This window comes from Mucilaginibacter sp. UR6-1 (genome assembly GCF_020880975.1).
Classification (GTDB): Bacteria; Bacteroidota; Bacteroidia; order Sphingobacteriales; family Sphingobacteriaceae; genus Mucilaginibacter.
The window spans coordinates 671,603-696,500 of record NZ_JAJIWP010000001.1; the positions used below are offsets into that span (position 1 = coordinate 671,603).

The following is a 24,898-nucleotide window of genomic DNA, read 5'->3' on the forward strand; positions in this document are numbered from 1 at the left end:
TAACTGCTATAGCTGATCGCGAACCTCAAGCAAAAATTTTTTAAGGTTTTCGAGCGCATGCAAAACCCTTTGCTGATCTTTGCTTTCGCCCATATTGTTTTTCATATGCTCTTTAGCGCCATTAATAGTATAGCCTTTATCCCTTATTAAATGAAATATGATCTTCAGGTTCTCAATATCTTCGGGCGTAAAGTAGCGGTTGCCCTTCTTGTTTTTCTTGGGTTGGAGTATATCAAACTCCTTCTCGTAAAAACGCAGCAGCGATTGGTTAACATCAAACATGGTCGAAACTTCGCCCATGGTGTAATACATCTTACTTATTTCGTGCTCTTTATAGGGCATGTTAAATAATTATGGTAATACCTCAAATATAATAGGTTTTAGTATTTATATAAACATTTTATATAACTCCTTTAACCTGTATGTTGAACATTACACGCAAATGTTTGTTAAATATTATCATTGAGTAATTATTAAAATAGCAAATGTAAATAAGGAGCGTGTAATGGGTTCAAGATCAGCAAAACCGGTAAAGGATGAAAAGGGATTTTTTGGAAAGGTTAAAGAAACCATTGAGGATATTTTAACCGGCCCCCAGGGCGACCTGGTAAGCAACCAACCTGATCAGGCAAAAAAAGCAACTGCGAAAAAAACCGGCAGGGTGGTAACTAATAAAGTGCCTCCGGCAAAAACAACCGTTAAGCGTAAAGCTAAAAAAGCCACAGCCGAAGCTAAAACATTAAAGGGGCGTGCCGAAAAACAGGTAATAGCCGCCAAAGCCAAAGCGGTTAACAATATTAATATTGAGCCTGTAAAAGCGAGTAAACTTGATAAATAAGTTTGATCATGTAATTGTGAAAATATGTTAAAACCGCAATTTTGGCCGGTGCTTTAACGCTTGTTTTCTATATTAGCCTCTGATTAAACTTCAATGTTGATGAGAGCAAGGCGATATTTACTTTTACTTTTACTGATAATTTTTTACCTACCAGTTTTTGCACAGCGCGATAGTGTGGCTTTAAAGGATCTTGTAGGTAAATACGGCCAGGTGGCCGAAGCGTATCCGATAGAAAAAGTTTACCTGCATTTTGATAAGCCTTATTATGCCGTAGGCGATACGGTGTGGTTTAAAGCCTATCTTACCTACACGCTTAATATGCCATCGCCCTACAGCAAAATAATTTATGTGGATGTGCTTAATGGTAATGATGGCATGGTACAATCGCTAACATTGCCTGTAAAGGATGGTACCGCGACGGGTATGTTCAAACTCACCAAAGAACTTTACGGCCAGGATAATTATCATATTAAAGCCTACACCAAATGGATGGCTAATTTTGATGCTGATTATTTTTTCAGCAAAACCATTCCTGTTGGTAACGCCATTAAGCCGGTTGAGGCGCAAGTTAGCTTAAAGCGTGAGATCAAAAATCAGATACCTGAAATAACCGCGAACGTTGCTTTTACAGATCAGAATGGCAGCCCTTACGGTGATAAAAAAATAAGCTGGGTAGTAACATCAGGCGATGATGAACTGGCTAAAGGCAAAGGTAATATTGAAAAGAACGGCCAACTGAACGTAGTTTTCGCAAACACAAAAAATACCGACCTGACCAATGCACAGCTTAAAATAACTTATGATGGTGCCGACCGGCAGGAGCAAACCAAAAGTATACCCCTTAGCACAGTAGCAGGGCCGGTTGATGTACAGTTCTTTCCGGAAGGAGGGAACCTGTTGGCTGGTGTGGCTACCAAAATTGCCGTAAAGGCAGTGCAGCCAAATGGTTTGGGTATAGGTTTTAAGGCAACTGTTACCGATAATGCCGGAACGGCTATTGCCACCTGCGAATCGCAGCACGCGGGTATGGGGGCTTTTATTATAACGCCCCAACCCGGTAAAAGCTACAAGGCCGATGTAACGCTGGCTGATGGCTCTCGCCAGAGTTATGACCTGCCGCGCCCGCAAATGAGTGGCGTAAACTTAAACGTTAACCCGGTTGACACCGGCAGGATGCTCATTGTTATATCAGCAGATTCATCTTATCTTAAAAAAAATCAGAACAAGGCGTTTTATATAGTGGGTAGAGCCGGCCAGGTTATATGTTATGCCGCGCAAACAACACTTGTTAAGGCATCATATTCGGCATTTATTCCAACCAATAAATTTCCGACAGGCGTAATACAACTAACGCTGCTTAACTCATACGGTCAGCCGCTTAGCGAGAGGCTGGTATTTGTAAAGCATAACGACCAATTGGCGCTGACTGTTAGCGGCGATAAGCCATCATATAATAACCGGTCAAAAGTGAGGCTTAATGTTTCGGCTAAAAATAATGCTTTACCTGCCGAGGGCGAACTATCATTAGCTGTAATTGATGAGGGCAAAGTAAAAAGCAATGAAAATGCTGAAACTACCATACTAAGCAGTTTACTGCTTACATCAGAGTTAAAAGGTTATATTGAAGATCCGAATTACTATTTCAGGCCGGCAAATAAAAATGCTTTAGCCCAATTAGATGTGTTGATGCTTACGCAAGGTTATCGCAGATTTACTTATCGTGAAGTGGTTAGCAGCAAATTGCCGCAGTTGTTTTTTTTACCTGAGCAGGGTATGGAGATCACAGGCACATTGCGTAATAACACAGGTATGCCTATGAAAGGTGGCAGTGTTACTTTGCAGATACCGAGTAAATTTTACACCACCCGTACGATAACCGATGCCGAAGGCCGGTTTAAATTCAGTAACCTGGTGTTTACCGATTCATCGCAGGTTATAGTTAGTGCCAAAAGCAACTATAACTCTAAAAACCTGATGGTAATGGTTGATCCGATTACCTATCCAAATTCGGGTAAGGTAACATCACATGCCAATGATGTGCTTAATATTGATACCATGATGACAGCTTATCTGCAAAACAGTAAGAAATTCATCAATAGCTCAACCACCCTGCAGGAGGTAGTCATCAAGGCAAAGGCCAAGCCTAAACTAACAGATCATAGCCAGTTTCCGTCATTATCGGGTTTAAGTTCAATTGATGCGCGGGTAGTTACCGGCGAACAGTTAAAGGGATGCCCCGACGTGCTGAGTTGTTTGCAGAGTATGGCTCCTGGTGTAACGTATGATGCACAGGCACAGGCTTTTTATGTATCGCGCGATTATAATCAGGGTAAGCGTGTGCCAATGGCTATATTTGCACAGGGCGGGCCTGTGGATATTAATTACCTGCGAGGATTGAACGGTAATGATGTAGAATCAGTAGAAGTGTTTTTGCGCGATGATCTGGGTTTGGTAAACCGTACTTATCAAACAAATGGCGTACTGTCTGTATATACAAAAAAGGCGCCGCAGGGTCAAAAAATATCTGTTCAGGAATTACAGGATCTGCTGCCTCAACCAAGCGTGGCTAAGCTATCCCCAAAAGGATATGATGTGGCCAAAACATTTTATTCGCCTAAGTATTTACCGGGTAACAAGGCATTCGGTGCCGATCTGCGGAGCACCATCTACTGGAACCCGCGCGTACAAACTGATAAAGCCACAGGCAAAACCTTTGTTGAGTTTTATACAGCTGATAGCGCGGGCAGTTATAAGGTAGTAGTGGAAGGAACTGATAACAACGGGCACCTCGGCCGTGCTGTTTATCAGTTTAAAGTTCAGTAATTACTGGCATGTAGCTATACAAAACAAAACAGGCGGTCAAAAATTTGACCGCCTGTTTTGTTTTGTATGTTTATTACTAAGATATTTTATCAGGCCCCGAATTTGTAACCTACGCCCTTTACGGTTGAGATATACTCTTCGCCCAGTTTTTCGCGAAGTTTACGTATATGCACATCAATGGTACGGTTGGTAACGATAACTGAGTCTTCCCAAATGTTTTTAAGGATAACTTCGCGGGTGTAAACCTTGCCGGGTTTTGATGCCAGCAGGTAAAGCAGCTCAAACTCTTTTTTAGCGAGTACTACCTTTTCGCCGCTTTTAAATACCAGGTAAGCCTCGCGGTCAATAACCAGGTCTTCAATTTCAAGCTTATTGTCAACCACCTCTTCGGCAGGTGCGTTACGCCTTAAAATGGCATTAATGCGGCTTACAAGGGCTCGCGGTTTAATAGGCTTGGCAATGTAATCATCGGCACCTACATTAAAGCCTGCAATCTCTGAGTACTCCTCACTGCGGGCGGTTAAAAACACCATAAAGGTATTTTTGAACTCCGGCATGGTGCGCATAATGCGGCATGCCTCAATGCCATCCATTTTAGGCATCATTATATCAAGTACTATCAGGTCGGGCAGGGTTCTTTTTGCCTCAGTTACAGCCTCCTGGCCATTGTGCGCCAAAAATACCTGGTAACCTTCTTTCTTTAAGTTGTATTCGATCAGTTCTAATATATCGGGTTCGTCATCAACAATAAGAATTTTCTGTTTTGTAGCGTAGCTCATCAGGTTAAATTTTTGGTATAAAAGTATACGCTTAATTGAAGTAAATAGTTAAACTAATATTAATTAATTGTTAAGCGTTACTTTGGTTTAACAATTTATTGAGGCTTGCTAAAAGTTTTCTTTAAAAATTCTTCAAGTTGAGGGCCGGTAATGTTTTTGGCGATTATAACGCCTTGTGGATCAATTATAAAGTTTGATGGTATGGCGGTTATTTGGTACATGCGTTCAACAGGGCCTTCAAAGCCCTTTAAATTCGACGCATGGCTCCAAGCTAATCCGTCAGCCTTAATAGCGGCCTGCCATTTAGCTTTGTCATCATCAAGCGAGATTCCCAGTATATTCAGTCCTTTTGATTTATACAGGTTGTATTGTTTAACCACATTAGGGTTTTCCTGGCGGCAAGGCACACACCACGAGGCCCAAAAATCTATCATCAGGTATCTGCCTTTGTAGTTGGCCAGGCTGATGTTTTTTCCATCAATGCCAGGTATGGTAAAGTCCTGCGCTTTTTGCCCGACGGATACCGGCTTAATTGCGATCATCTGGGTTACAAAGCGCTGAATTATCGGGTTGTCCTTAAACTTATCCTTAATATCCTCGGCATAAGCAATCAGTTGCTGCTCGTAAGTGCGCGGGTCAACCGATGTGGCCGCGTAAAAACCGGCTAATGAGCTTTTATTGTCATTAGCGAAAGCCATGGCTGCTTTATTATATTCAGCAAGGTTTTTAAGAAATGCAGGACGGTAAATGTTCAACAGCGAATCAGACTGTTTACCCAACGCCTGCGATTTGGCTTCAAACTCCTCGGAGAGTTTAGTATTACGTTCAGCAAATATGCCTGTTTTTTGATGGAACTCCTTCAGCTTTTCTGACTCATCGGACCCATTAATCTCATAACCGTTTTTAGTATCGGCTGCTTTAAAGGTAATTTCCTCACCATTTTTAGCGATAAGGTCATACTCGTTCTCGCCAACTTTTAAGCGATAGAACGCGGCATAAGGCGAAACGCCCTTTAATTCGAATTTACCATCCTGTATAGTGGCCGAATCAATGGGGCGAAGTTCGGTGCTATCCATTTGCAATAGCTGCACTTGTTTCGCGTCGCCGGGGTTTTTGATCTCACCGGTTACGGTGAATGATGATGAATCCTTATTACTACAGGCAAACATGAATAAGGTGCCTGCCAGTAAGGTATATTGTTTTAGACGGAATTTCATTTACTTGCTTCTAATTGTTTTATTAATAACTGGTTGGTTTTCTGAGGGTCTATCTTACCCTTTGAGCGTTTCATTACCTCGCCCATAAATAAACCTAACACGCCTTTTTTACCCTTATGGTATTCTTTCACCTTATCCGGGAATTTTGCCAACGCTTCACGAATGAATTCATCTACTTCATTACTATCCGCGGTAATAAGCAGGTTAAGCTCCTGAGCCAGTTGTAATGCGGTTTTTTCGGGCTGCTCAAGCAGGGCAGGGAATAGCTTATGCGCAGCTACGGTATTATTTATTTTGCCTTGCTCAATTAATTCAATAATACCTGCCAAATGCTCCGGGGTTACCGTTAAGGTGGCTATTGAATGGCCGCCCTCGTTCAGGTATGATTTTACAGGGCCCATCAGCCAGTGCGCGGCGGCTTTATAATTATGCGTCTTTTTAATCAGCTCTTCAAAAAACAAGGCCACATCATGATCGGCAGTAAGTACACCGGCATCATAATCACTTAAATTAAGCTCATTAATATATTTATTATAAAGCTGTTGTGGCAGCGAGGGGAGTTGGGCGCGTATTTGTTCAACATAATCCTCTGTTAAAACCAGCGGTTGCAGATCGGGCTCCGGAAAATACCGGTAATCATTAGCCATTTCCTTGCTTCGCAGTATTGATGTTTCGCCGGTATCGGCATCAAAGTTCAAAGTATTTTGCTCAATATGCCCGCCAGCTTCAATTAAATGTACCTGGCGTGCAAACTCATGCTCGATGGCGCGCTGAACATTGCGTATTGAGTTAAGGTTTTTCACCTCGCAACGGTTGCCATATTCTGTTTGGCCATGCAACCGTACTGATATATTGGCATCGCAGCGCATGCTGCCTTCTTCCATATTGCCGTCGCATATATTGAGGTAACGTAACAAGCGGCGTACTTCGGTTAAAAACTGACCAGCCTCTTCCGCGCTGCGAATATCGGGCTGTGTTACAATCTCCAACAGGGGCACACCCGCGCGGTTCAAATCAATAAGCGAGTCGGTATGGTGTCCGTCGTGCGAGCTTTTACCGGCATCCTCTTCCATATGTATATGGTGAAGGGATACATTCTTCGCTGATCCGTTTGCAAGTTTAACAGGTACATGGCCGCCTATACATATAGGTGCCTGATCCTGCGATATTTGATAGCCTTTGGGCAGATCGGCGTAAAAGTAATTTTTACGTGCAAAAGAATTATTGCGGTTAATGGCGCAATTGCAGGCCAGCCCTAATTTTACAGCATATTCAACCGCTGTTTTATTAGTAAAGGGCAATGTACCAGGGTGGCCTAATGATACCATACTAATGTGGTGGTTAGGCTCGGCACCAAAGGCAGCAGAGTCGGCGGAAAACATTTTGCTTTGGGTAGATAGCTGGGCATGTACTTCCAAACCTACTACCAGCTCATACTTGTCGCTCAGGCCGTCTGTAAAACTCGTCATATATATTTTAGTATACCGGTGGCAAAAAGCCAAATATATAAAGTTAATATCATACTTGGCCTTAAATGCAATTTCAATAACCCGTTTCGCATTTTTTTATCATCTTTACTACCATGAATATCGCCCTGTTTCCCGGTTCATTTGATCCTGTAACCAAAGCCCACGTTGATATTGTAAAGCGTTCGGTAGGCTTGTTTGATAAGGTTTACATCGGTATAGGTGTAAACAGCAGCAAGCAAAGCTTTTTAAGTATCGAAAAAAGGCAGGAAATGTTAAGAGCTGTTTTTGCTGATGAACCTAAAATACATATTATTGCATACGAGGGGCTTACGGTTGACTTTTGCCGCAGCATTGATGCCAATTACATGATCAGGGGTATACGTACTGTATCAGACTTTGAGTACGAAAAAGCCATAGCGCAAATGAACCACACACTGGCGCCGGATATTGAAAGTATTTTTATTGTGAGTAAGCCCGGGCACTCGGCCATCAGCTCAACCATAGTGCGCGATGTTTTGCGCCATGGGGGAGATATAAGCCAGTTTATCCCTAAGGAAGCACTGGCCTTTCTTTAATCAGCTTTGTTTTTACCAGTACATCAACAATTGATGGAAAGGTGTTTTGCAATATGGTATCAACCTGGCCTTTTTTAAACCAGCGAACATCGGTAATGCCTTCTTCTTTTTGAGGTTTAAGTTTTTCGTTACCCTTATGTTTCATGGCATACCAATGGGTTTTCTTTAAAACCACCTGGCGTTTAATGGTGTAAACATGGTAAGTTTTGCAAATCTTGTCGCCAAGTTTACTAACGGTAATGCCGCATTCTTCTTCCACCTCGCGCACGGCACCCTCTTTACGGCTTTCATCTTTTTCGAGCTTGCCTTTTGGCAGATCCCATTTATCATTACGGTAAATGAAAAGGTAGTTGCCTTCCTCGTTTTTTACCAGTCCGCCCGCGGCCTCTATCAGTGTAATGCTCTTCTCAACATTCCTGATAAATTCCTTAGCATCCTCACATATCACATAAAACTGGTTTATGTTGTATTTGAGTATCTTTGGATAGATTGTTTTAAGATTAAAGGTTTGACCGTCAATTAATTGATGGTTCTCTGCGTTCTCCGGGGCTTTTTCTGTTATCAGAATAACCTTTTCGTTAATATAAATTCTGTATTTTTGGGCCATGTTTAATTATACTGAGACGGAACAGCAGGTAGCCGAATTCCTGTTGCAAATTAAAGCAATTAAATTACAACCTAACAATCCTTTTACATGGGCGTCAGGCTGGAGATCGCCAATTTATTGTGATAATCGTATAACATTGTCACATCCGTCAATTCGTACCTACATCCGGCAAAAACTTTCAGCATTAATTCAGGAAGAATTTGGCGCTGTTGGTTGCATAGCCGGTGTTGCTACTGCGGGCATTCCGCAAGGTGCATTGGTAGCGCAGGAGTTGGGTTTGCCGTTTGTGTACGTAAGGGCTAAAGCTAAAGAGCATGGCCGCGGTAACCTGATAGAAGGCGATGTGCATACAGGTAAAAGGGTAGTGGTGATTGAAGATCTGATTTCAACCGGCAAAAGCAGCCTGCAGGCTGTTGAGGCGCTACGAGATGCTGAGTATGATGTAGCCGGCCTTGCCGCTATATTTAGTTATGGATTTGATATAGCTACCGAGAATTTTAAAGAGGCGCGCTGCCCTTTCTTTACATTATCAAACTACGGCGCGCTGATAAAATACGCCGAAGAGCATCAGTACATATTACCATCAGATGTTGAGTTGTTAAAACAATGGCGCAGCAATCCTGAAACCTGGGGGCAGGATTAAGCGAATTCATATGACCGTTTTTGAAAGCATAGTACATATTGAAAAGCCGGTTGCTGAGATATACGCATTTTTAAGCGACCTGAACAACCATCAGCAGTTAATGCCACCGCATGTGCAGGATTGGCGCTCAACTGCTGATGAAATAAGTTTCAGTATACAAAATATGGCTAAACTGAGGATTGTTGTTGAACAACGCACAGATGGGGCCGGCATAAGCATAATTGCTGTTGACGAGCCACCATTTAAAGTTAGCTTTAGATGGCTGCTTGCGCAGGAGGCCGGGTATACCAGTGTGCAGTATACCATTACGGCCGAGCTTAATATGATGATGAAAATGTTTGCTTCGGGGCCATTGCAAAAACTGGCTGATCACGAAACTGCCGCGTTAACGGCCCTATTTTCATAATTGGTTTATATTAATACATTTCCCTATGGGAAGCTGATTTACGTGACAGCACCAACACTATGTTGACAACTATCAAACCTACAATTAGAGTTACCATAACCTTATGTGTTAAATCTGTTTTAAACTAATTTACTTTAATAGGTCAAAGCTTGTTCCAAATCTTTTTGTGTGAGTTAAATTGGCTTATAATTTTTATTACAACGTTAAAAAATAAAGATTAGTTTTGTAGAATGTTGATTTTTAGTCATAAAATAAAGGCTTCAAAACTATTGGTTGTGAAATATTTTCCCAATTTGAGGAAATATGGGGTTCTGCTCTTTCTGTAAAATTCCCCACTTTTTAATTTTTAGGCAAATAGATCTTAAAACTTGTACCAACGCCGGTCTGGCTTTCTACCTCTATCTTTCCATCCATAGCCTCAATCTGATTTTTTGTGATAAAAAGCCCGATGCCGCGAGCATCATGATTGCCGTGAAATGTTTTATACATTCCAAACAAGTCATTGCCGTATTTACTCAAATCTATACCACTGCCATTATCGCTTACAGTAAGCAGTTTTTTGTTATTTAGTATGTTGAAGTTAATAACAATAACCGGTTGCCTTTCAATACTGCGATACTTGATGCTATTGGTAAAAAGGTTAAGTAATATACTTTCGAGGTATGCCGGATGGAAATCTATCTCCGCATCCGCTGTAACTTCATTCTTAATTAAAACCTGGTGTTTATGTATATCAGGTTTAAGCGCATCTATTGTTTTAGTGATATACTCAAAAATATTAACAGGCACCTTTTGCAAATGCCTGTTTGCCTGTATTGATACTACATCATTAAGGTTGAGTATGGTTTCATTAAGCTGTATTGATACGTTTTCTAAAAATGTTAAGTACAACTGGCGTTCTTCGGCATCTGTATTAGGATCATTTACCAATTCAATTAGCGATTGAAAATTGCCCGAATGGGTACGCAGGTTATGTGATACGATATAGGCGAAGTTGAGTAGCCTGTTGTTTTGCTCGCCTACAATAGCAAGGGTTTGCTTTATATGCTCGTCTTGTAATTTCTTTTCGGTAATATCATATACGTGTGACACGAAGTGCAAAGGCTTTCCGTCATTATCACGTACCAGTGATACACTAAGCAATGCCCATATTATGTTGCCATTTTTATGGTAATATCGCTTTTCCATTTCGTAGTTGGATATTTCGCCATTTACCAGTTTTTCGAGCAATTCAAGATCGGTGTTCAGATCATCAGGGTGCGTGATCTCCTGAAAGGTCAAAGCTGCAAATTCTTCAGCATTATAACCCAGGCTGTTAGCCAATATCCTGTTAACCTTTAGCCATTTACCCTCCGGAGATACCAGGGCCATACCGATAGGAGAGTTTTCAAAAGCGCTTTCAAACCTGTCTTCACTATTTTTCAGGTAGTGTCTTATTGATACCTGATCATCAATATCCTGCAGGGTACCGTAAATTTTTGAGCACCGGCCATTCTCAAACTCGGCATGTGCAATAATACGTACCCATTTTTCATCATTCTGCGCGGTCATCATGATGGTTTCCACATCAAATGGTTCACCGGTTTCAGTAATATCTGTTAAAGCCTTATCCATCATTTGCTGATGTTTGCCGGATTTATAGAAACGGTCTATGATATTAAATGATGGTACAAAATCAACATCAACGCCATATAACTGCTTGGTTACCTGTGTCCACGCCAGCTTCTTGTTGATCATGTCAATTTCCCAGCCGCCGAGTTTAATGCTAAGGTTTGTTTTGTTAAGTAATTCCTTGTTATTGGTAAGCTCCTGCTCGGCAAGTATATGCCGTGTAACGTCAACGTTTATACCTACTAAACGTACGGGCTTATACTGTTCGTCCCATTCAACAACGTTGCCCTTGCAGTTTATCCAGCGTATACTGCCATTGCGGTGTTTAAAGCGCGGAGTAATATCAAATGGTTGGCGACTGCTGTTTTCAATATTGAGGCTAATACTCCGCCGAACCATTTCCCAGTCCTCATCCAATACCAGTTTTTGCCAGGTGTCGGGCAAGTTCTCGGTTTGTTCTGAGCCGTAACCCAGCATTTTTTTAAATGATTCGCTTACATGCCATACAACATTGCGAATATCAAATTCCCAAAATCCGGCTAAGTCCTGATCTGATACAATTTTGTAAACATCATTATTCATATACAATGCAATGTGGTGGCGGCTGTTTGTAATCAACAATTATTGATAATCAATAACAATATCAATAAAGTTGTTTAATCATACTCTTAAATACTATACGAATATTATCAATAAAACGATTTTGCGGAGTAACTCCTGATAACAAAAGCCAATTATTATGCCATGTTGAGCAATAACTTTTAACTTGAATTAATTAACCGTATTTTTGCGCCAAATAAAGGTGCATAAATGATCACAGTATCAAATTTAACTTTACGGTACGGTAAACGTACATTATTTGAGGATGTAAACCTGAAGTTTACCCGCGGCAACTGTTACGGTATAATAGGGGCAAATGGTGCAGGTAAATCAACATTCTTAAAAATTCTTTCAAAAGAGGTTGATCCAACAACCGGCTCGGTAAGCTTTACCCCCGGCGAACGTATGGCTGTTTTAAAGCAGAATCACTACGAGTTTGACGAGTATTCAGTAATTGAAACGGTGCTGATGGGCCATAAGGAAATGTATGCCGTGATGAAGGAAAAAGATGCCATTTACCTTAAAGAGGATTTTACAGACGCTGACGGCGAACGTGCCGGCGAACTGGAAAACCTTTTTGCCGAAATGGATGGCTGGAATGCAGAAAGCAACGCTGCTACCTTACTCAGCAACCTCGGCATCAGGGAGGACCTGCATTACAAACTGGTTAAAGAGCTTGACGGTAAGCAAAAAGTACGTGTGCTATTAGCGCAGGCGCTTTTTGGTAACCCTGATATACTGTTACTGGATGAGCCTACCAATGATCTGGATATAAATACCGTGAGCTGGCTGGAAGATTTCTTGGCAGGGTATGAGGCTACCGTACTGGTAGTATCGCACGACAGGCACTTCCTGGATTCAGTATGTACCCATGTGGTAGATATTGATTACAGCAAGATGACCATCTATACCGGTAACTACACCTTCTGGTATGAGTCGAGCCAGTTAGCGGCCAAGCAACGTGCCGATCAGAACAAAAAGATGGAAGACCGTGTGAAAGAGTTACAGGAATTCATCCGTCGCTTTAGTGCCAACGCCTCAAAATCAAAACAGGCAACCAGCCGTAAAAAGGCATTGGATAAAATTAATCTGGACGAGATTCAACCATCAACCCGTAAATACCCCGGTATAATTTTCAATAACCTTGGCCGTGAAGCTGGCGACCAAATATTACAGGTTGAAAAACTGGGCAAAACGGTTAACGGCGAAGTGTTATTTAACGATGTATCTTTCATGGTTAATAAAGGCGATAAAATAGCTATCCTATCGCAAAATAGCTTGGCTACAAGCGCGTTTTACGAGGTGCTCACAGGTAGAGATACCGCCTTTACAGGCGACTTTAAATGGGGTGTGACCATTAGTATAGCCGATATTCCGATTGAAAATGCTGAGTATTTTGAAGGTAAGAACGATAATCTGATCGACTGGCTGCGTGAATATTCTCCGGGCGAAAAGGATGATCAGTTTATCCGTGGGTTTTTAGGCAGGATGCTTTTTAGCGGAGAAGAAGTATTGAAAAAAAGCAGTGTACTGTCTGGTGGTGAAAAAATGCGCTGCATGTTTAGCCGTATGATGCTGCAACATGCCAACGTATTATTGTTTGATGAGCCTACTAATCACCTTGACCTGGAATCAATAACCGCGCTAAATAACGGCATGAGAGATTTTAGGGGTACCATTTTATTTACCTCACGAGATCACGAACTGTTAGAAACGGTTGCCAACCGCATAATTGAAATTACCCCGGCAGGTATTATTGATAAGCTTATGACCTATGACGAATATATTAATAGCGAAGCCGTAAAAAAACAACGCGAAGAGTTATACGCTACAGCGTAATTAAATAAGTCCATTACATGTAAACCCTGCCGGTAACCCGCGCAGGGTTTTTATATTTGTTCCGTGTCGTCAGCAGATAATATCCGTAAAGCATTTCCGCATGAGCCTACCGGGCAACAGTATGAGTTGTTTGGCATGTTGCATCGCTTTTTATTGAGCGATGATGGCGATGAATGTTTCATTCTGAAAGGGTATGCCGGTACCGGTAAAACCACCATTTTAGGCGCGCTGGTAAAAGCGTTGCGTAGCTATAACTATAAATTTGTGCTGCTTGCGCCTACCGGGCGTGCCGCTAAAGTAATAACAGGCTATTCAGGCCGTAAGGCGTTTACCATACATAAACGTATCTACCGCAAAAAGTCGGCTCTAAATGTAGACGAAAGCTTTAGCCTGGCTGAGAATTTGGCGACTAATACCATATTTATTGTTGATGAAGCATCCATGATATCTGATGAGTTAAGCGGCAATAATCGTGAAACGCTGCTGAACGATCTGGTGAGGTACGTTTACAACACCAACAATTGCAAACTGATGCTGGTAGGCGATACGGCCCAGCTTCCGCCTGTTGGCTCCATGGAGAGCCCTGCATTGGATATTGAGTTAATGCGAGGACAGTATGGGCTTACTATATTTAGCTATGAGCTTACGGATGTATTGCGTCAACAAAAAAACTCGGGTATATTATATAATGTTACCAATGTGCGTAACCAGATACGACTGGAAGACACGCGTATGCCCCATATTGTTACCCGGGGTTATAAGGATGTGTTCAGGATGGTGAGCGATAAGCTGGAGGATGGGCTTAACTATGCTTACAGCAAATATGGGCACGAGAGCACGCTGATCATCTGCCGCTCAAACAAAAATGCAAACCTTTATAACCGGCAGATACGCGGCCGCATACTTTGGCGGGAGGAAGAACTAACCGGTGGCGACCAAGTAATGGTAGTAAAGAACAACTACTTTTGGCTGAACGATAAGGAGGAGGGAAGTACCGGTTTTATTGCCAATGGCGATATTGCCCGCATACGCAAAGTGCGTGGTATTGAGGAGATGTATGGCTTTCGCTTTGCCAACGTGCAACTGGAGTTTATTGATTATGCCGAAGACCCTGTGGTTGATTGCAAGGTATTGCTTGATACGCTGTACGCTGAATCTCCGGCGCTGCAATCTATTGATCAAAAGCGCTTTTACCTGGAGGTGATGAAGGATTATATTCACATTCATGGCAAACGTGCCCAGCACGAAGAATTAAAGCTCAACCCGTATTACAATGCCTTGCAAATTAAGTTTGCCTACGCCATAACCTGCCACAAGGCACAGGGAGGCCAGTGGCCCGCCGTATTTGTTGACCAGGGTTTTTTGACTGAAGAAATGGTTAATATGGATTTTCTACGATGGTTTTACACAGCATGTACACGGGCGACTGATGAATTATACCTGGTAAATTTTAATGATAAGTTTTTTGGCGGCGAACCTGTAACCGATTAAGTGCTAACCGGTAATTTTATAGCAAAAGTTGATCCTTCGCCAACTATACTCTCCACACTTATTTTTCCACCATGCTTTTCAACTATCTGCTTAACAATACTTAACCCTAAACCGGTTGATTTTTCACCGCGTAATCCGCTGCGGCCGGCTTTTGAAAAGCGTTCAAAAATAATTGGCAATATATCTTTCGGAATGCCAACGCCTTGATCTTTTACTTCAATAAGCAAAAGTTTGCCGGTAGCTTGCAAGCTGATGTTTATGGTGTCCGTTTCTTTCGAGAATTTGGCAGCGTTGCTAATCAGGTTATCTATCACCCGTTGAAATTTTTCTGTGTTGATGTCAGCGTAGATACTACCGGTAATTGAATTGCACACAACGCGGTTTGGTATGCTTGCCGAATTATTCCAGCCGTCAGCCAAACGCTTTAAAAAGCTGCTCATTTCTGTGCGCGATAGCGCAAGCTCATCAGTATTCTCGTTACGTGCGGTTTCTAACAAATCATTGATAATGCTACGTGCCTTTTCGCATGATTGCTTTACCATACTAAGGTTCTCCATTGTATCTTCATCAGGCTCATCAAGTTCCATCAGCATCGCTACCGATTCAATGGCAGCTATTGGGTTGCGCAGATCATGTGCCACCATGCCTAACACTTCTGTTTTAAAATTGCTTGCCTGCTCAATCTCGCGGTTCTTTTTATTGATATCAACCAATTGCAAATAATGGTTGGCTTTATACGTGTAATTATACCTCGAGATCAGGAAAAAGCCAAGCAGCAATATACAGCATATCAATTCATTATATAGTATTTCAGTAGCGCTGTGTGAAAGGGCGGTAAGTACAAGCGTAAAAATAATACCCGTAACCAGGGTAATAAACATGGTTTGGCCATGCTCAAACACGCAAATTATGGCTATAACCGTTAACGCGATCATAAAACCGATCAGGTTATCGCTGGGTACATAGGTTACAATAAAACTCGAAACCATGCCGCTGAAAATTATATACAATGCAAACAATACCGTACAGGCCGACATTACACCTGTGGCTTTGCGCGTGGCAGTTATGTTTTTATGGAACGAACTTATTATCCAATAAAACAGCGGTGTTAAAGCAAGATGCACCCAAACACTAATGTTAAACTCAGGAAAGTTATGAATGCGGGTAATACTACTTGGAAAAGCTGATAAGAAGATCCTGAAAAGCAGGTTAAGGGTAAAGTATATAGCGCAAAGCTTTTTAATACTTTTAAGGTTTTGCTGCATGTAATAATTGCGGAATTCTGCACGGCTTTTCACAGCTACCGCGCTGGCAAAATCAAGATCCAATGTTGTATAATTTTTGGTCAGTAGCCCAAATGTAACAAAAATATTGCACAAGCTGCAAGTACAAAAAAACCTGAAGTAATGGCGGTATGTTATATAACCTAAGAATCGGTTTTCAGCCAAAAAGTCGGCTTATGTAAGTCTAAACCGACAATTTTTCATATAATATAATTTGGTAGGTGTTTTGAACAGATGTAATCGCTATGAATTTTAACAACTTTACAATCAAAGCTCAGGAGGCCGTACAAAAGGCCTCAGAAATTACCGCCGGTAACCAGCAGCAAGCCATTGAGAATGCGCACTTGCTGAAAGCGTTACTGCTGGTTGATGAGAACGTTATCAGTTACTTATTAAAAAAGCTGAACGTTAACCTTAACAGGCTTGGCGATGTGCTTGACCAGCAGATCGCATCGTACCCAAAGGTGAGCGGCAGCAATATATATTTATCATCAGATGCTAACAGCGCTTTGCAAAAGGCGCAGGGATACCTGAAGGAGTTTAAGGATGAATTTGTATCGGTTGAGCATATTTTGCTTGGTATCCTTGCATCTAATGATAAAACATCGGGCGCGCTAAAGGATGCCGGTGTTAACGAAAAGGATCTTAAAAAAGCCATTGTTAGTTTACGTGGCGACAGCAAGGTTACTGATCAAAATGCCGAAGCTACCTATAATGCGCTTAATAAATACGCCCGTAACCTGAATGAGTATGCCGAATCGGGCAAACTTGACCCTGTTATTGGCAGGGATGAAGAGATACGCCGTGTGATACAAATATTATCGCGTCGTACCAAAAATAACCCGGTACTGGTGGGTGAACCCGGCGTTGGTAAAACCGCTATTGCCGAGGGTATCGCCTTCCGTATCATCAAGGGTGACGTGCCCGAAAGCTTGAAAACAAAAACCGTTTACTCGCTGGATATGGGTGCGCTGGTTGCCGGTGCAAAATATAAAGGTGAGTTTGAGGAACGCCTTAAAGCCGTGGTGAAAGAGGTAGTACAAAGCGATGGTGAGATCATCCTGTTTATTGATGAGATACACACGTTGGTTGGTGCGGGCGGCGGCGAAGGCGCTATGGACGCGGCCAATATATTGAAACCGGCCCTCGCCCGTGGCGAATTGATGGCCATTGGCGCAACCACGCTTAACGAATACCAAAAATATGTAGAGAAGGACAAAGCCCTTGAGCGCCGTTTCCAGAAAGTGAATGTTGATGAGCCTGATCCGCAGGATGCGATCTCGATACTTCGTGGATTAAAGGAGCGTTATGAGCAGCACCATAAAGTGCACATTAAGGACGAGGCAATTATTGCCGCGGTTGAAATGTCGCAACGTTATATATCCGACAGGTTTTTACCCGATAAGGCGATTGACCTGATGGACGAGGCTGCGAGTAAACTGCGCCTCGAAATGGATTCGGTACCGGAAGCGGTGGACGAGTTGGAACGCCGCATTATGCAGTTGGAGATCGAGCGCGAAGCCATCAAACGTGAAAAAGATGAGCGGAAAGTAGCCGAACTGAGCGAAGAGATCGCTAACCTAAGTGCCGATCGCGACTCTATCCGTGCCAAATGGCAAAGCGAGAAGGATTTGGTGGATAGCATCAACCAAAAGGTTGAGCAGATTGAAAACTTTAAGCTGGAAGCCGACCAGGCCGAACGTGCCGGAGATTATGGTAAGGTAGCTGAGTTACGCTACGGCCGCATTCGCGAAACACAGGATGAGGTTGAAAAACTTAAATTGGATTTGCAAAAGCAGCAGGTAGATAGCCGTATGCTGAAAGAGGAAGTTACTGCCGACGATATTGCCGGTGTGGTTTCCCGCTGGACAGGCATCCCGGTTTCAAAAATGATACAAAGCGAGCGCGAAAAGCTGCTGCACCTGGAAGAAGAACTACACAAACGTGTAGCAGGGCAGGAGGAAGCCATAGAGGCCATCAGCGATGCCATACGCCGCAGCCGAGCCGGTTTGCAGGATAAGCGTAAGCCTATCGGGTCGTTCATATTTTTGGGTACCACCGGTGTTGGTAAAACCGAATTGGCTAAGGCATTGGCCGAATTCCTTTTCAATGATGAAAGCGCGCTGGTACGTATTGATATGAGCGAATACCAGGAACGCCATGCGGTTTCAAGATTGATAGGCGCGCCTCCGGGCTATGTAGGTTATGATGAAGGCGGACAGTTGACTGAAGCCGTACGCCGCAAACCATACAGCGTGGTATTGCTGGATGAGATAGAGAAAGCGCACCCGGATGTATTCAACATACTGTTACAAGTGCTGGATGATGGCCGTTTAACGGATAACAAAGGCCGTGTGGTGAACTTTAAGAACACCATCATCATCATGACCTCGAATATCGGCTCAAACATTATCCAGGAAAACTTTACCGACCTGGATGACGACCGCGAAGAGATCATCGCAAAAACCAAGAATCAATTGTTTGAGTTGCTGCGCGTAACCATCAGGCCGGAGTTTTTGAACCGGATAGACGAGATCATTATGTTTACCCCGCTAACCCGCGATGAAATTGGCGACATTGTTAAACTGCAATTCAGGCAGGTACAGCAAACGCTGGCCGAAATGGGAATTACCATTGATGCTACCGATGAAGCGCTCGACTGGCTGGCACAACTGGGTTACGATCCGCAATTTGGCGCAAGGCCGCTTAAACGTGTTATTCAAAAACGTATACTTAATGAGCTATCAAAACAGATACTCGGCGGTAAGGTAGATAAGGATAGCGCCATCAAGCTGGATATGTTTGATAATCAATTTGTTTTCCTTAATTCAAAGGACGACGGTGAGGCTGCACGGTAAGTATCGGCGCGGTTAAATGTTAAATAATGTTAAGGCATTAAACCGTTTACCAGCCGAATGCTCAAACAAACATAATAACTCCATCATATAGCAAAAGAGCTGCCTTCGGGCGGCTCTTTTGCATTTAAAACCGTACTTTTGCACCCTGTTATGAAGATACCCAAGTTTGCCGACCAGATACTTTTTGAAAACGATGATATAATTGTGGTAAATAAGCCGCCCTTTATCAGTTCGCTTGACGAGCGTGGAGAGGGTAGCAGTGAGATCAGTATGCTGCGCCTGGCCAAGGCTTACAGTGAGGATGCACAGATATGCCACCGTTTAGATAAAGAAACATCCGGCGCGCTGATATTCGCCAAGCACCCTGAAGCCTACCGTTGGGTATCTATGCAGTTTGAGCGCCGTAAGGTAAAAAAGGTATATCATGCCGTTATTGATGGTACGCATGTGTTTGAAGACCTGCAGATCGATCTGCCGATATTGAATGTTGGCAAAGGCAGCGTTACCATCAGCAGGCAGGAGGGTAAACAAGCCGAAACCTGGTTCAATTCGTTAAAATACTACAAGCATTATACATTGGTTGAATGCCGCCCTGTAACCGGCCGTATGCACCAGATACGTATACACCTGGCTACCCAGCGTGCCTCAATAGCAGGAGACGAAATGTACAAAGGCCAGCCGGTATTTCTCTCAAAACTTAAACGCAAGTATCATTTAGGTAAGGAGCAAGAGGAGCTACCCATCATGAAACGCTTTGCCCTGCACGCTTATGAGGTTACCTTTAAGTTGATGAATGGCGAAGATATCACCATACATGCCCCATATCCTAAAGACTTTGAAACGCTTTTAAAATTGTTGGATAAGTTTGATAGTTAGAAATAGTAATGCAACTATATCTGCAGATCAATGATAAGTACGAAAGAGCGTAGGCCTGCCGGAAAACCGGGTCAGGGATATGGCCTTGTGGGTGAAAGGTTTTTTCTGCCTTGATGTTTGGTTACCTTGCATCTAAGGTAAAGTAGCTGTGGAATAAAGTACAAACTTGTTCATAAAGCACAGTATCTTCATTACCTGTCCTCAACTTCTTTTGTGCAGACAAAAGAAGCAAAAACTGCCGGCTACGCCCTGCCCGGTGAAGGTTTCTACTTTGGCAAGGCTTGTGCTACTCCGGGCATTTCTGATGCCGGTAATGTTGGTTATTTACAGTTCTTGCTTGGGTTGAAGTTTCGATGAGATAGCGAGAAATCTATCCGCGTTCTTAATAAAACGGCAGATTTCCCCTCATACCTCGGTCGAAATGACATTTTTTAAATTGTCTCATTAACTCCCTCTCCTTTGGAGAGGGTTGGGGAGAGGTTTACTGCCAAAACCCATGTGCCTTGATCTGGCTTGAACCATAACCCTGGCTGCGCAGCGTTTTACGTAGTTGCGCTACCATGGTTGAGTTACCCGCGAGATAAAAGATAGTATTTTCCAGATTTTCTGACTGTTGCAGTAACCACTTTATCAATGAGTGATGGCCGTAATTGTCGTCGCGCTCAACGGGTTGCAGCGGCGTTTTAAAATACTCGGTGAATAGTTTACTATTGGCATTATCAGCCATAACTACCGCGCCGGTAAAACGGGTAGCAGGCTGTGTTAACTGTTGCATGGCCAACAGGTGACCAATAGCGCTTTCGTCGCCTAAACAAACAATAGCCGAGGTATTTACCGGACTGTGCTTTGTTGTTGCAATACCAAGATACTCCACACAATCTCCCTTATTTAATTGCCTGGCCCAAAGTGCACCCGGACCCTTATGATTTACATCGATATATAAAGTACATGTTTGTGTGTCGGCATCCCAGGCAGCAGGCGTATAGTCGCGATAGGTGAATTCGGCTACCTTGCACTTCATGTGTTGTACTTCATTCCATTGCATACTGGCTGATGGCAGGTGCAGGTCAATCTCAATAATATCATCAGTAATCCAGGTACGTGTTTCAAGTACATAACCTGTTTTTAAAAACTGATCCTCTATTATTTTGGTAGCTTTCCTTTTTATGCGTGATAATAACAATGCGCTCATTTTGTAAATGTTTTATGCTTACAAAATAACAGCACAGCAAGCGCCGGTAAAATAGACAAGCTGCGGTAAGTGTTGGACTATTTGCGGTATGCCTGCCTGAATTCAAGCGGTGTTTGCGCGACAGATTTTTTAAATAGTCGCGAAAAATAAGTATGATCTTCATAACCCAAAGTGTGGGCTATCTCTTTAATATTTAGTTGGCTGTAATATAATAACCGTTTAGCCTCAAGTACAATCTCGTGTGTTATCCAGTACGTTACAGAAAACCCGGTGGTTTTTTTAAGACTTTCGTTAAGATACGATTCGCTGATCATCAATTGCTCCGCATACCAGGATGGACTCTTGTTCTTTACGAAGTTTACTTTCAAAAACTTTTTAAACTGTTGGGTTATCTGGTATGGGCGGGTGGCTGTTACGCTATTTTGGGTGTTGTTGCTATATCCGGTAGCTATATATCCTATAAATGTATTTAGTAATGAATACAATAGCTGGGTATAAAAAGGCTGTGCACGGTCGCTTTCAAACTGGCGATGCAAAAGATTAGCAGTGGCTTCGCATTGCTTAAACTGCTCATCATTTAAAGGGTAAGGCTGTTGTATGCAAAGCTGGTTCTCAAATATCTCGCGATAATGCGGCGGTACAAGTAATGTATCTACCGCTATAAACCAGCCCGACGCAGAGTAAGCTTTTAGTATATGATGTACCTGCCCCGGTAAAATATAGTATATCGCCCGTCCGCAAATGTTAATGTCTGTAAAGTCAACCGTTAATGATCCTTCACCCTTATCGGTCAAAAAAAAGATGTAATGATCATCACGATGAATACCTAATGACCGGCCTTCATCCTCCATATCCTTTTCACCCACACTATGTATCTGCATACCAATATTGGTATCATCATGAATGCGGTGTACAGGGATGTGCTTCGTTTTAATCATTGGGGATTAGTCATTAGTCATTGGGCAATTATATTAGAAAATTACAATCAGTAATTGGCATGTAAAACAAAGGAGCGAAAAAAACTATTTTCCCGCCCCTGTATAATAACTTACTTGAAGAATCAATGACTAATGACGATTGACTAACTACGCTGTGTAGCCTAATATCTTCAATACTTGCTTACTGTTTTGTTCCTCGCCAAAAACCTCGAAATTAAATGTTTCATCACGATTTCGGCGAATGATAACGTGTTTAGGCGATGGCAGAAGGCAATGGTGAATACCACCATAACCACTTAACACCTCCTGGTAAGCACCGGTATTAAAAAAGCCCAGGTATTGTACCTTACGGGTTTTAGGCATATACACACTGTTCATGTGCGCTTCCTGGTTATAGTAATCCTGCCCGTCGCAGGTTATACCGCCAAGGTTTACGCGGTCATACTCCGCATCCCAGTTATTAATAGGCAGCAGAATATATTTTTGGTTAAGTGCCCAAACGTCAGGCAGGTTAGTAATGAATGAGCCATCCAGCATCAACCATTTTTCCCTGTCGTTTTGTTGTTTACGGCCAATTACCTTGTATAATATGCCCGAAGCTTCGGCAACGGTATATTTACCAAATTCGGTGATAATATCCGGTTCAATGGTATCGTTAATAGCACAGATCTCCTTAATACGGCTCACAATCTCGTTGATCATGTATTCGTAATCAAAATCAAATACCAGCGAATCCTTAAATGGCATACCGCCACCAATATCCAGTGTATCCAGATCAGGGTTTACCTTTTTGAACTTGCAATACAGGGTAACGTATTTTTCAAGTTCGTTCCAGTAGTAAGGCGTATCAGATATACCGGAGTTTATGAAGAAGTGAAGTAACTTAACCTTAAAGTTCGGGTTCTTCTCTATCTTGTTATGATAAAAATCGATCACGTCCTCCATGCGGATACCTAAACGCGAAGTATAGAACTGCGAGTTAGGCTGCTCTTCAGAAGCTATGCGGATACCCAGGTTACAAGGCTCATCAAGTTCAATTTCATCATCATAAATGTTAAATTCTTCCTTGTTATCCAGCACCGGGATGATGTTTTTAAACCCATCATGCAGCATATCAACTATATACTGCTTGTATTGGTAAGTTTTAAAACCGTTGCAAATTACGGTAATATCCTTGGTGAGGGTGCCTTTTTTCTCAAGGGCGTCAATCATCGGCATATCAAATGCTGACGATGTTTCAAGGTGAATTTCGTTCTTCAGCGCCTCCTCAACAATATGTTTAAAGTGCGAACTTTTGGTACAGTAGCAATATTTATAGGTGCCACGGTAATTGTTTTTTATAATGGCCTGCTGAAATAGCAGCTTGGCCTGTTGTACTTTTTTCGAGATAATAGGCAGATAGGTAAAACGCAGGGGAGTGCCATACGTTTCAACCATTTCCATCAAGTTAAGATCGTGAAAATATAATTCATCGTCAATTATCTCAAAACCATCCTGCGGAAAGCCCACGCTAAGGTCAAGAAATTCCTGGTAACTCTGCATGCTTTAAAATTTTGCCAAAAATGTAATTTTTAAACGGATTTTTTCGGAAAATATTTATGCAATTTATGTACCAAATGTAATTTATTCAATTACACCTCAATATGCTGCCAATAGTTGCTTTTCAGTCTTTAAAACGCGTTTTTTTATAATTGCTAAAACATTTTTAATGGTTTTGTTGCTTGTTTTATAATACCTGCAACTATGAAAAAAATATTTTCGATCATCCTGTTAGCCGTAACCGTGGTAAATTCTTCAGCCCAAAACAAAAAATATCATAGTGATAAACTTATTCCCGTAGCTACATTTGGCGATCGGAGAGCCATTGGCGTTAAGGTATCAGCAGATAACCGGTTGTTTGTATCCTTCCCTAACCGGGGGGCAAGCTATAAATATGGTTTGGTGGAGATCAGGAATGGCCGTGAGGTACCCTTTCCGGATGATACCTGGAATACTTCAATTGGCGACAATAGCAGCTATTTTGTAAGCGTACAGGATTTATATATTGATACCGATGATAAACTTTGGGTTCTCGACTCAAAACCCTCATCAGGCGGTTCTATATTCGGTAATAATGGTGGTATGCCTGCACAAGGTTATTTTAAGCTGGTAAAGATCGATCTGAAAACCAACAGCGTTGATAAGGTATATACTTTTGACGATCTGGATAAAGCCCGCTCCGGGTTGAACGACATCAGAATAGATACCGAAAAGGGGTTAGGCTATCTTTCGGACCCCGGGCAGGCGGCCATTGTAGTGCTCGACCTGATTAGCGGAAAAACGCGTACCGTGCTTAAAAAACAGCCATCGACACTGGCAGATACCAGCGTGGTATTAAAGTATGATGGTGTTGAAATGCGCGATAAGGATGGTAAACCATTCCGCTCAAATGTGAACGGCATCGCTTTAACCAAGGATAACAAGTATTTTTATTTTAAGCCTATAAACCAGGAATACCTTTACCGTATTGAGACCCGTTATCTTGCAGATGCTAAATTGAGTGACGAAGAACTATCGACTAAAGTTCAGGATATGAGCGCGGTAGGTATAACCCACGGACTGGAAGCTGACCGCAAAGGAAATATATACTTAACCACTTCAACAGATTATACCATAAAATATTTGTCGCCCGATGGCAAGCTAAATACCCTGGTTCAGGATTCGCGAATTATATGGCCCGACTCAATGGGCATTGGTACTGATGGTTACCTGTATTTCTCGTGTGCCCAGCTTAACCGCGAACCACAATGGAATAACGGCCAAAATAAAGCAGAACTGCCTTATACGGTTTACAAGGTAAAGCTGCCATAGTGG

At 42.4% G+C, this 24,898-nt stretch carries 20 protein-coding genes; 10 read left to right on the top strand and 10 right to left on the bottom strand.

The annotated features are described in order from the left end of the window. Positions 1-6 precede the first annotated feature (6 nt). Positions 7-342 carry a MerR family transcriptional regulator gene (locus tag LJ707_RS03035; protein ID WP_228949256.1) on the bottom strand — a complete coding sequence of 112 codons (336 nt, stop codon included), beginning with the start codon at positions 340-342 and terminating at the stop codon, positions 7-9. 163 nt (positions 343-505) lie between these two features. Between LJ707_RS03035 and LJ707_RS03040 the strand changes: the two genes are divergently transcribed. Next, a complete protein-coding gene (locus tag LJ707_RS03040) occupies positions 506-838 on the top strand; it encodes a hypothetical protein (RefSeq protein ID WP_228949257.1) in 333 nt (110 codons plus the stop codon). Between the two features lie 174 nt (positions 839-1,012). Then, positions 1,013-3,661 (top strand): carboxypeptidase-like regulatory domain-containing protein, encoded by a 2,649-nt coding sequence (locus LJ707_RS03045; RefSeq protein WP_228949258.1) that lies wholly within the window; start codon positions 1,013-1,015, stop codon positions 3,659-3,661. Positions 3,662-3,750: 89 nt separating this feature from the next. Here the strand turns inward: LJ707_RS03045 and LJ707_RS03050 are convergent, their stop codons facing one another. The 3 genes from LJ707_RS03050 to gatB all read right to left on the bottom strand — a co-directional run bounded on the left by LJ707_RS03050 (position 3,751) and on the right by gatB (position 7,126). Further along, positions 3,751-4,440 carry a response regulator transcription factor gene (locus tag LJ707_RS03050; RefSeq protein WP_228949259.1) on the bottom strand — a complete coding sequence of 230 codons (690 nt, stop codon included), beginning with the start codon at positions 4,438-4,440 and terminating at the stop codon, positions 3,751-3,753. 95 nt (positions 4,441-4,535) lie between these two features. After that, positions 4,536-5,657 (bottom strand): TlpA disulfide reductase family protein, encoded by a 1,122-nt coding sequence (locus tag LJ707_RS03055; RefSeq protein WP_228949260.1) that lies wholly within the window; start codon positions 5,655-5,657, stop codon positions 4,536-4,538. Then, entirely contained in the window at positions 5,654-7,126 is a 1,473-nt protein-coding gene (gene gatB / locus LJ707_RS03060; protein ID WP_228949261.1) for an Asp-tRNA(Asn)/Glu-tRNA(Gln) amidotransferase subunit GatB, read from the bottom strand. The genes LJ707_RS03055 and gatB overlap by 4 nt, the downstream gene beginning before the upstream one ends. 113 nt (positions 7,127-7,239) lie before the next feature. Between gatB and coaD the strand changes: the two genes are divergently transcribed. Then, positions 7,240-7,701, top strand: coding sequence for a pantetheine-phosphate adenylyltransferase (gene coaD, locus LJ707_RS03065; RefSeq protein WP_228949262.1), 462 nt, complete (start codon positions 7,240-7,242; stop codon positions 7,699-7,701). Here the strand turns inward: coaD and LJ707_RS03070 are convergent. Continuing rightward, the gene (locus tag LJ707_RS03070) at positions 7,676-8,308 is read right to left on the bottom strand and encodes an NUDIX hydrolase (RefSeq protein ID WP_228949263.1); all 633 of its coding nucleotides are present in this window, start codon (positions 8,306-8,308) and stop codon (positions 7,676-7,678) included. The two genes, coaD and LJ707_RS03070, sit on opposite strands and share 26 nt — an antisense overlap. Between LJ707_RS03070 and pyrE the strand changes: the two genes are divergently transcribed. Both pyrE and LJ707_RS03080 read left to right on the top strand, forming a co-directional pair. Continuing rightward, positions 8,307-8,951, top strand: coding sequence for an orotate phosphoribosyltransferase (pyrE, locus tag LJ707_RS03075; protein WP_228949264.1), 645 nt, complete (start codon positions 8,307-8,309; stop codon positions 8,949-8,951). The two genes, LJ707_RS03070 and pyrE, sit on opposite strands and share 2 nt — an antisense overlap. A gap of 10 nt (positions 8,952-8,961) precedes the next feature. Further along, positions 8,962-9,357 carry an SRPBCC family protein gene (locus LJ707_RS03080; protein WP_228949265.1) on the top strand — a complete coding sequence of 132 codons (396 nt, stop codon included), beginning with the start codon at positions 8,962-8,964 and terminating at the stop codon, positions 9,355-9,357. A 339-nt stretch (positions 9,358-9,696) separates the two neighbouring features. Here LJ707_RS03080 and LJ707_RS03085 read toward each other — a convergent pair whose 3' ends face one another. Continuing rightward, positions 9,697-11,550, bottom strand: coding sequence for a PAS domain S-box protein (locus LJ707_RS03085; protein ID WP_228949266.1), 1,854 nt, complete (start codon positions 11,548-11,550; stop codon positions 9,697-9,699). A gap of 228 nt (positions 11,551-11,778) precedes the next feature. Between LJ707_RS03085 and LJ707_RS03090 the strand changes: the two genes are divergently transcribed. Next, positions 11,779-13,407 carry an ABC-F family ATP-binding cassette domain-containing protein gene (locus tag LJ707_RS03090; RefSeq protein ID WP_228949267.1) on the top strand — a complete coding sequence of 543 codons (1,629 nt, stop codon included), beginning with the start codon at positions 11,779-11,781 and terminating at the stop codon, positions 13,405-13,407. A gap of 63 nt (positions 13,408-13,470) precedes the next feature. Further along, positions 13,471-14,898, top strand: a complete 1,428-nt coding sequence (locus LJ707_RS03095) for an AAA family ATPase (RefSeq protein WP_228949268.1) — start codon at positions 13,471-13,473, stop codon at positions 14,896-14,898. Here the strand turns inward: LJ707_RS03095 and LJ707_RS03100 are convergent. Further along, complete coding sequence (locus tag LJ707_RS03100) at positions 14,895-16,226, bottom strand: sensor histidine kinase KdpD (RefSeq protein ID WP_228949269.1); 1,332 nt, start codon at positions 16,224-16,226, stop codon at positions 14,895-14,897. The genes LJ707_RS03095 and LJ707_RS03100 overlap by 4 nt on opposite strands. Positions 16,227-16,426: 200 nt before the next feature. Between LJ707_RS03100 and clpB the strand changes: the two genes are divergently transcribed. Both clpB and LJ707_RS03110 read left to right on the top strand, forming a co-directional pair. Then, complete coding sequence (gene clpB / locus LJ707_RS03105; RefSeq protein WP_228949270.1) at positions 16,427-19,039, top strand: ATP-dependent chaperone ClpB; 2,613 nt, start codon at positions 16,427-16,429, stop codon at positions 19,037-19,039. Between the two features lie 150 nt (positions 19,040-19,189). Continuing rightward, positions 19,190-19,915 carry an RluA family pseudouridine synthase gene (locus LJ707_RS03110; RefSeq protein WP_228949271.1) on the top strand — a complete coding sequence of 242 codons (726 nt, stop codon included), beginning with the start codon at positions 19,190-19,192 and terminating at the stop codon, positions 19,913-19,915. A gap of 481 nt (positions 19,916-20,396) precedes the next feature. On the opposite strand, the gene LJ707_RS03115 is transcribed toward LJ707_RS03110, so the two are convergent. The 3 genes from LJ707_RS03115 to LJ707_RS03125 all read right to left on the bottom strand — a co-directional run bounded on the left by LJ707_RS03115 (position 20,397) and on the right by LJ707_RS03125 (position 23,587). After that, positions 20,397-21,107 carry an SIP domain-containing protein gene (locus LJ707_RS03115; RefSeq protein WP_228949272.1) on the bottom strand — a complete coding sequence of 237 codons (711 nt, stop codon included), beginning with the start codon at positions 21,105-21,107 and terminating at the stop codon, positions 20,397-20,399. Between the two features lie 77 nt (positions 21,108-21,184). Then, a complete protein-coding gene (locus LJ707_RS03120; RefSeq protein ID WP_228949273.1) occupies positions 21,185-22,045 on the bottom strand; it encodes an AraC family transcriptional regulator in 861 nt (286 codons plus the stop codon). 147 nt (positions 22,046-22,192) lie between these two features. Continuing rightward, complete coding sequence (locus LJ707_RS03125; protein WP_228949274.1) at positions 22,193-23,587, bottom strand: arginine decarboxylase; 1,395 nt, start codon at positions 23,585-23,587, stop codon at positions 22,193-22,195. 201 nt (positions 23,588-23,788) lie between these two features. Here LJ707_RS03125 and LJ707_RS03130 point away from each other — a divergent pair, with 201 nt between their 5' ends. Beyond that, positions 23,789-24,895 carry an SMP-30/gluconolactonase/LRE family protein gene (locus LJ707_RS03130; RefSeq protein WP_228949275.1) on the top strand — a complete coding sequence of 369 codons (1,107 nt, stop codon included), beginning with the start codon at positions 23,789-23,791 and terminating at the stop codon, positions 24,893-24,895. The last annotated feature ends 3 nt before the right edge of the window (positions 24,896-24,898 follow it).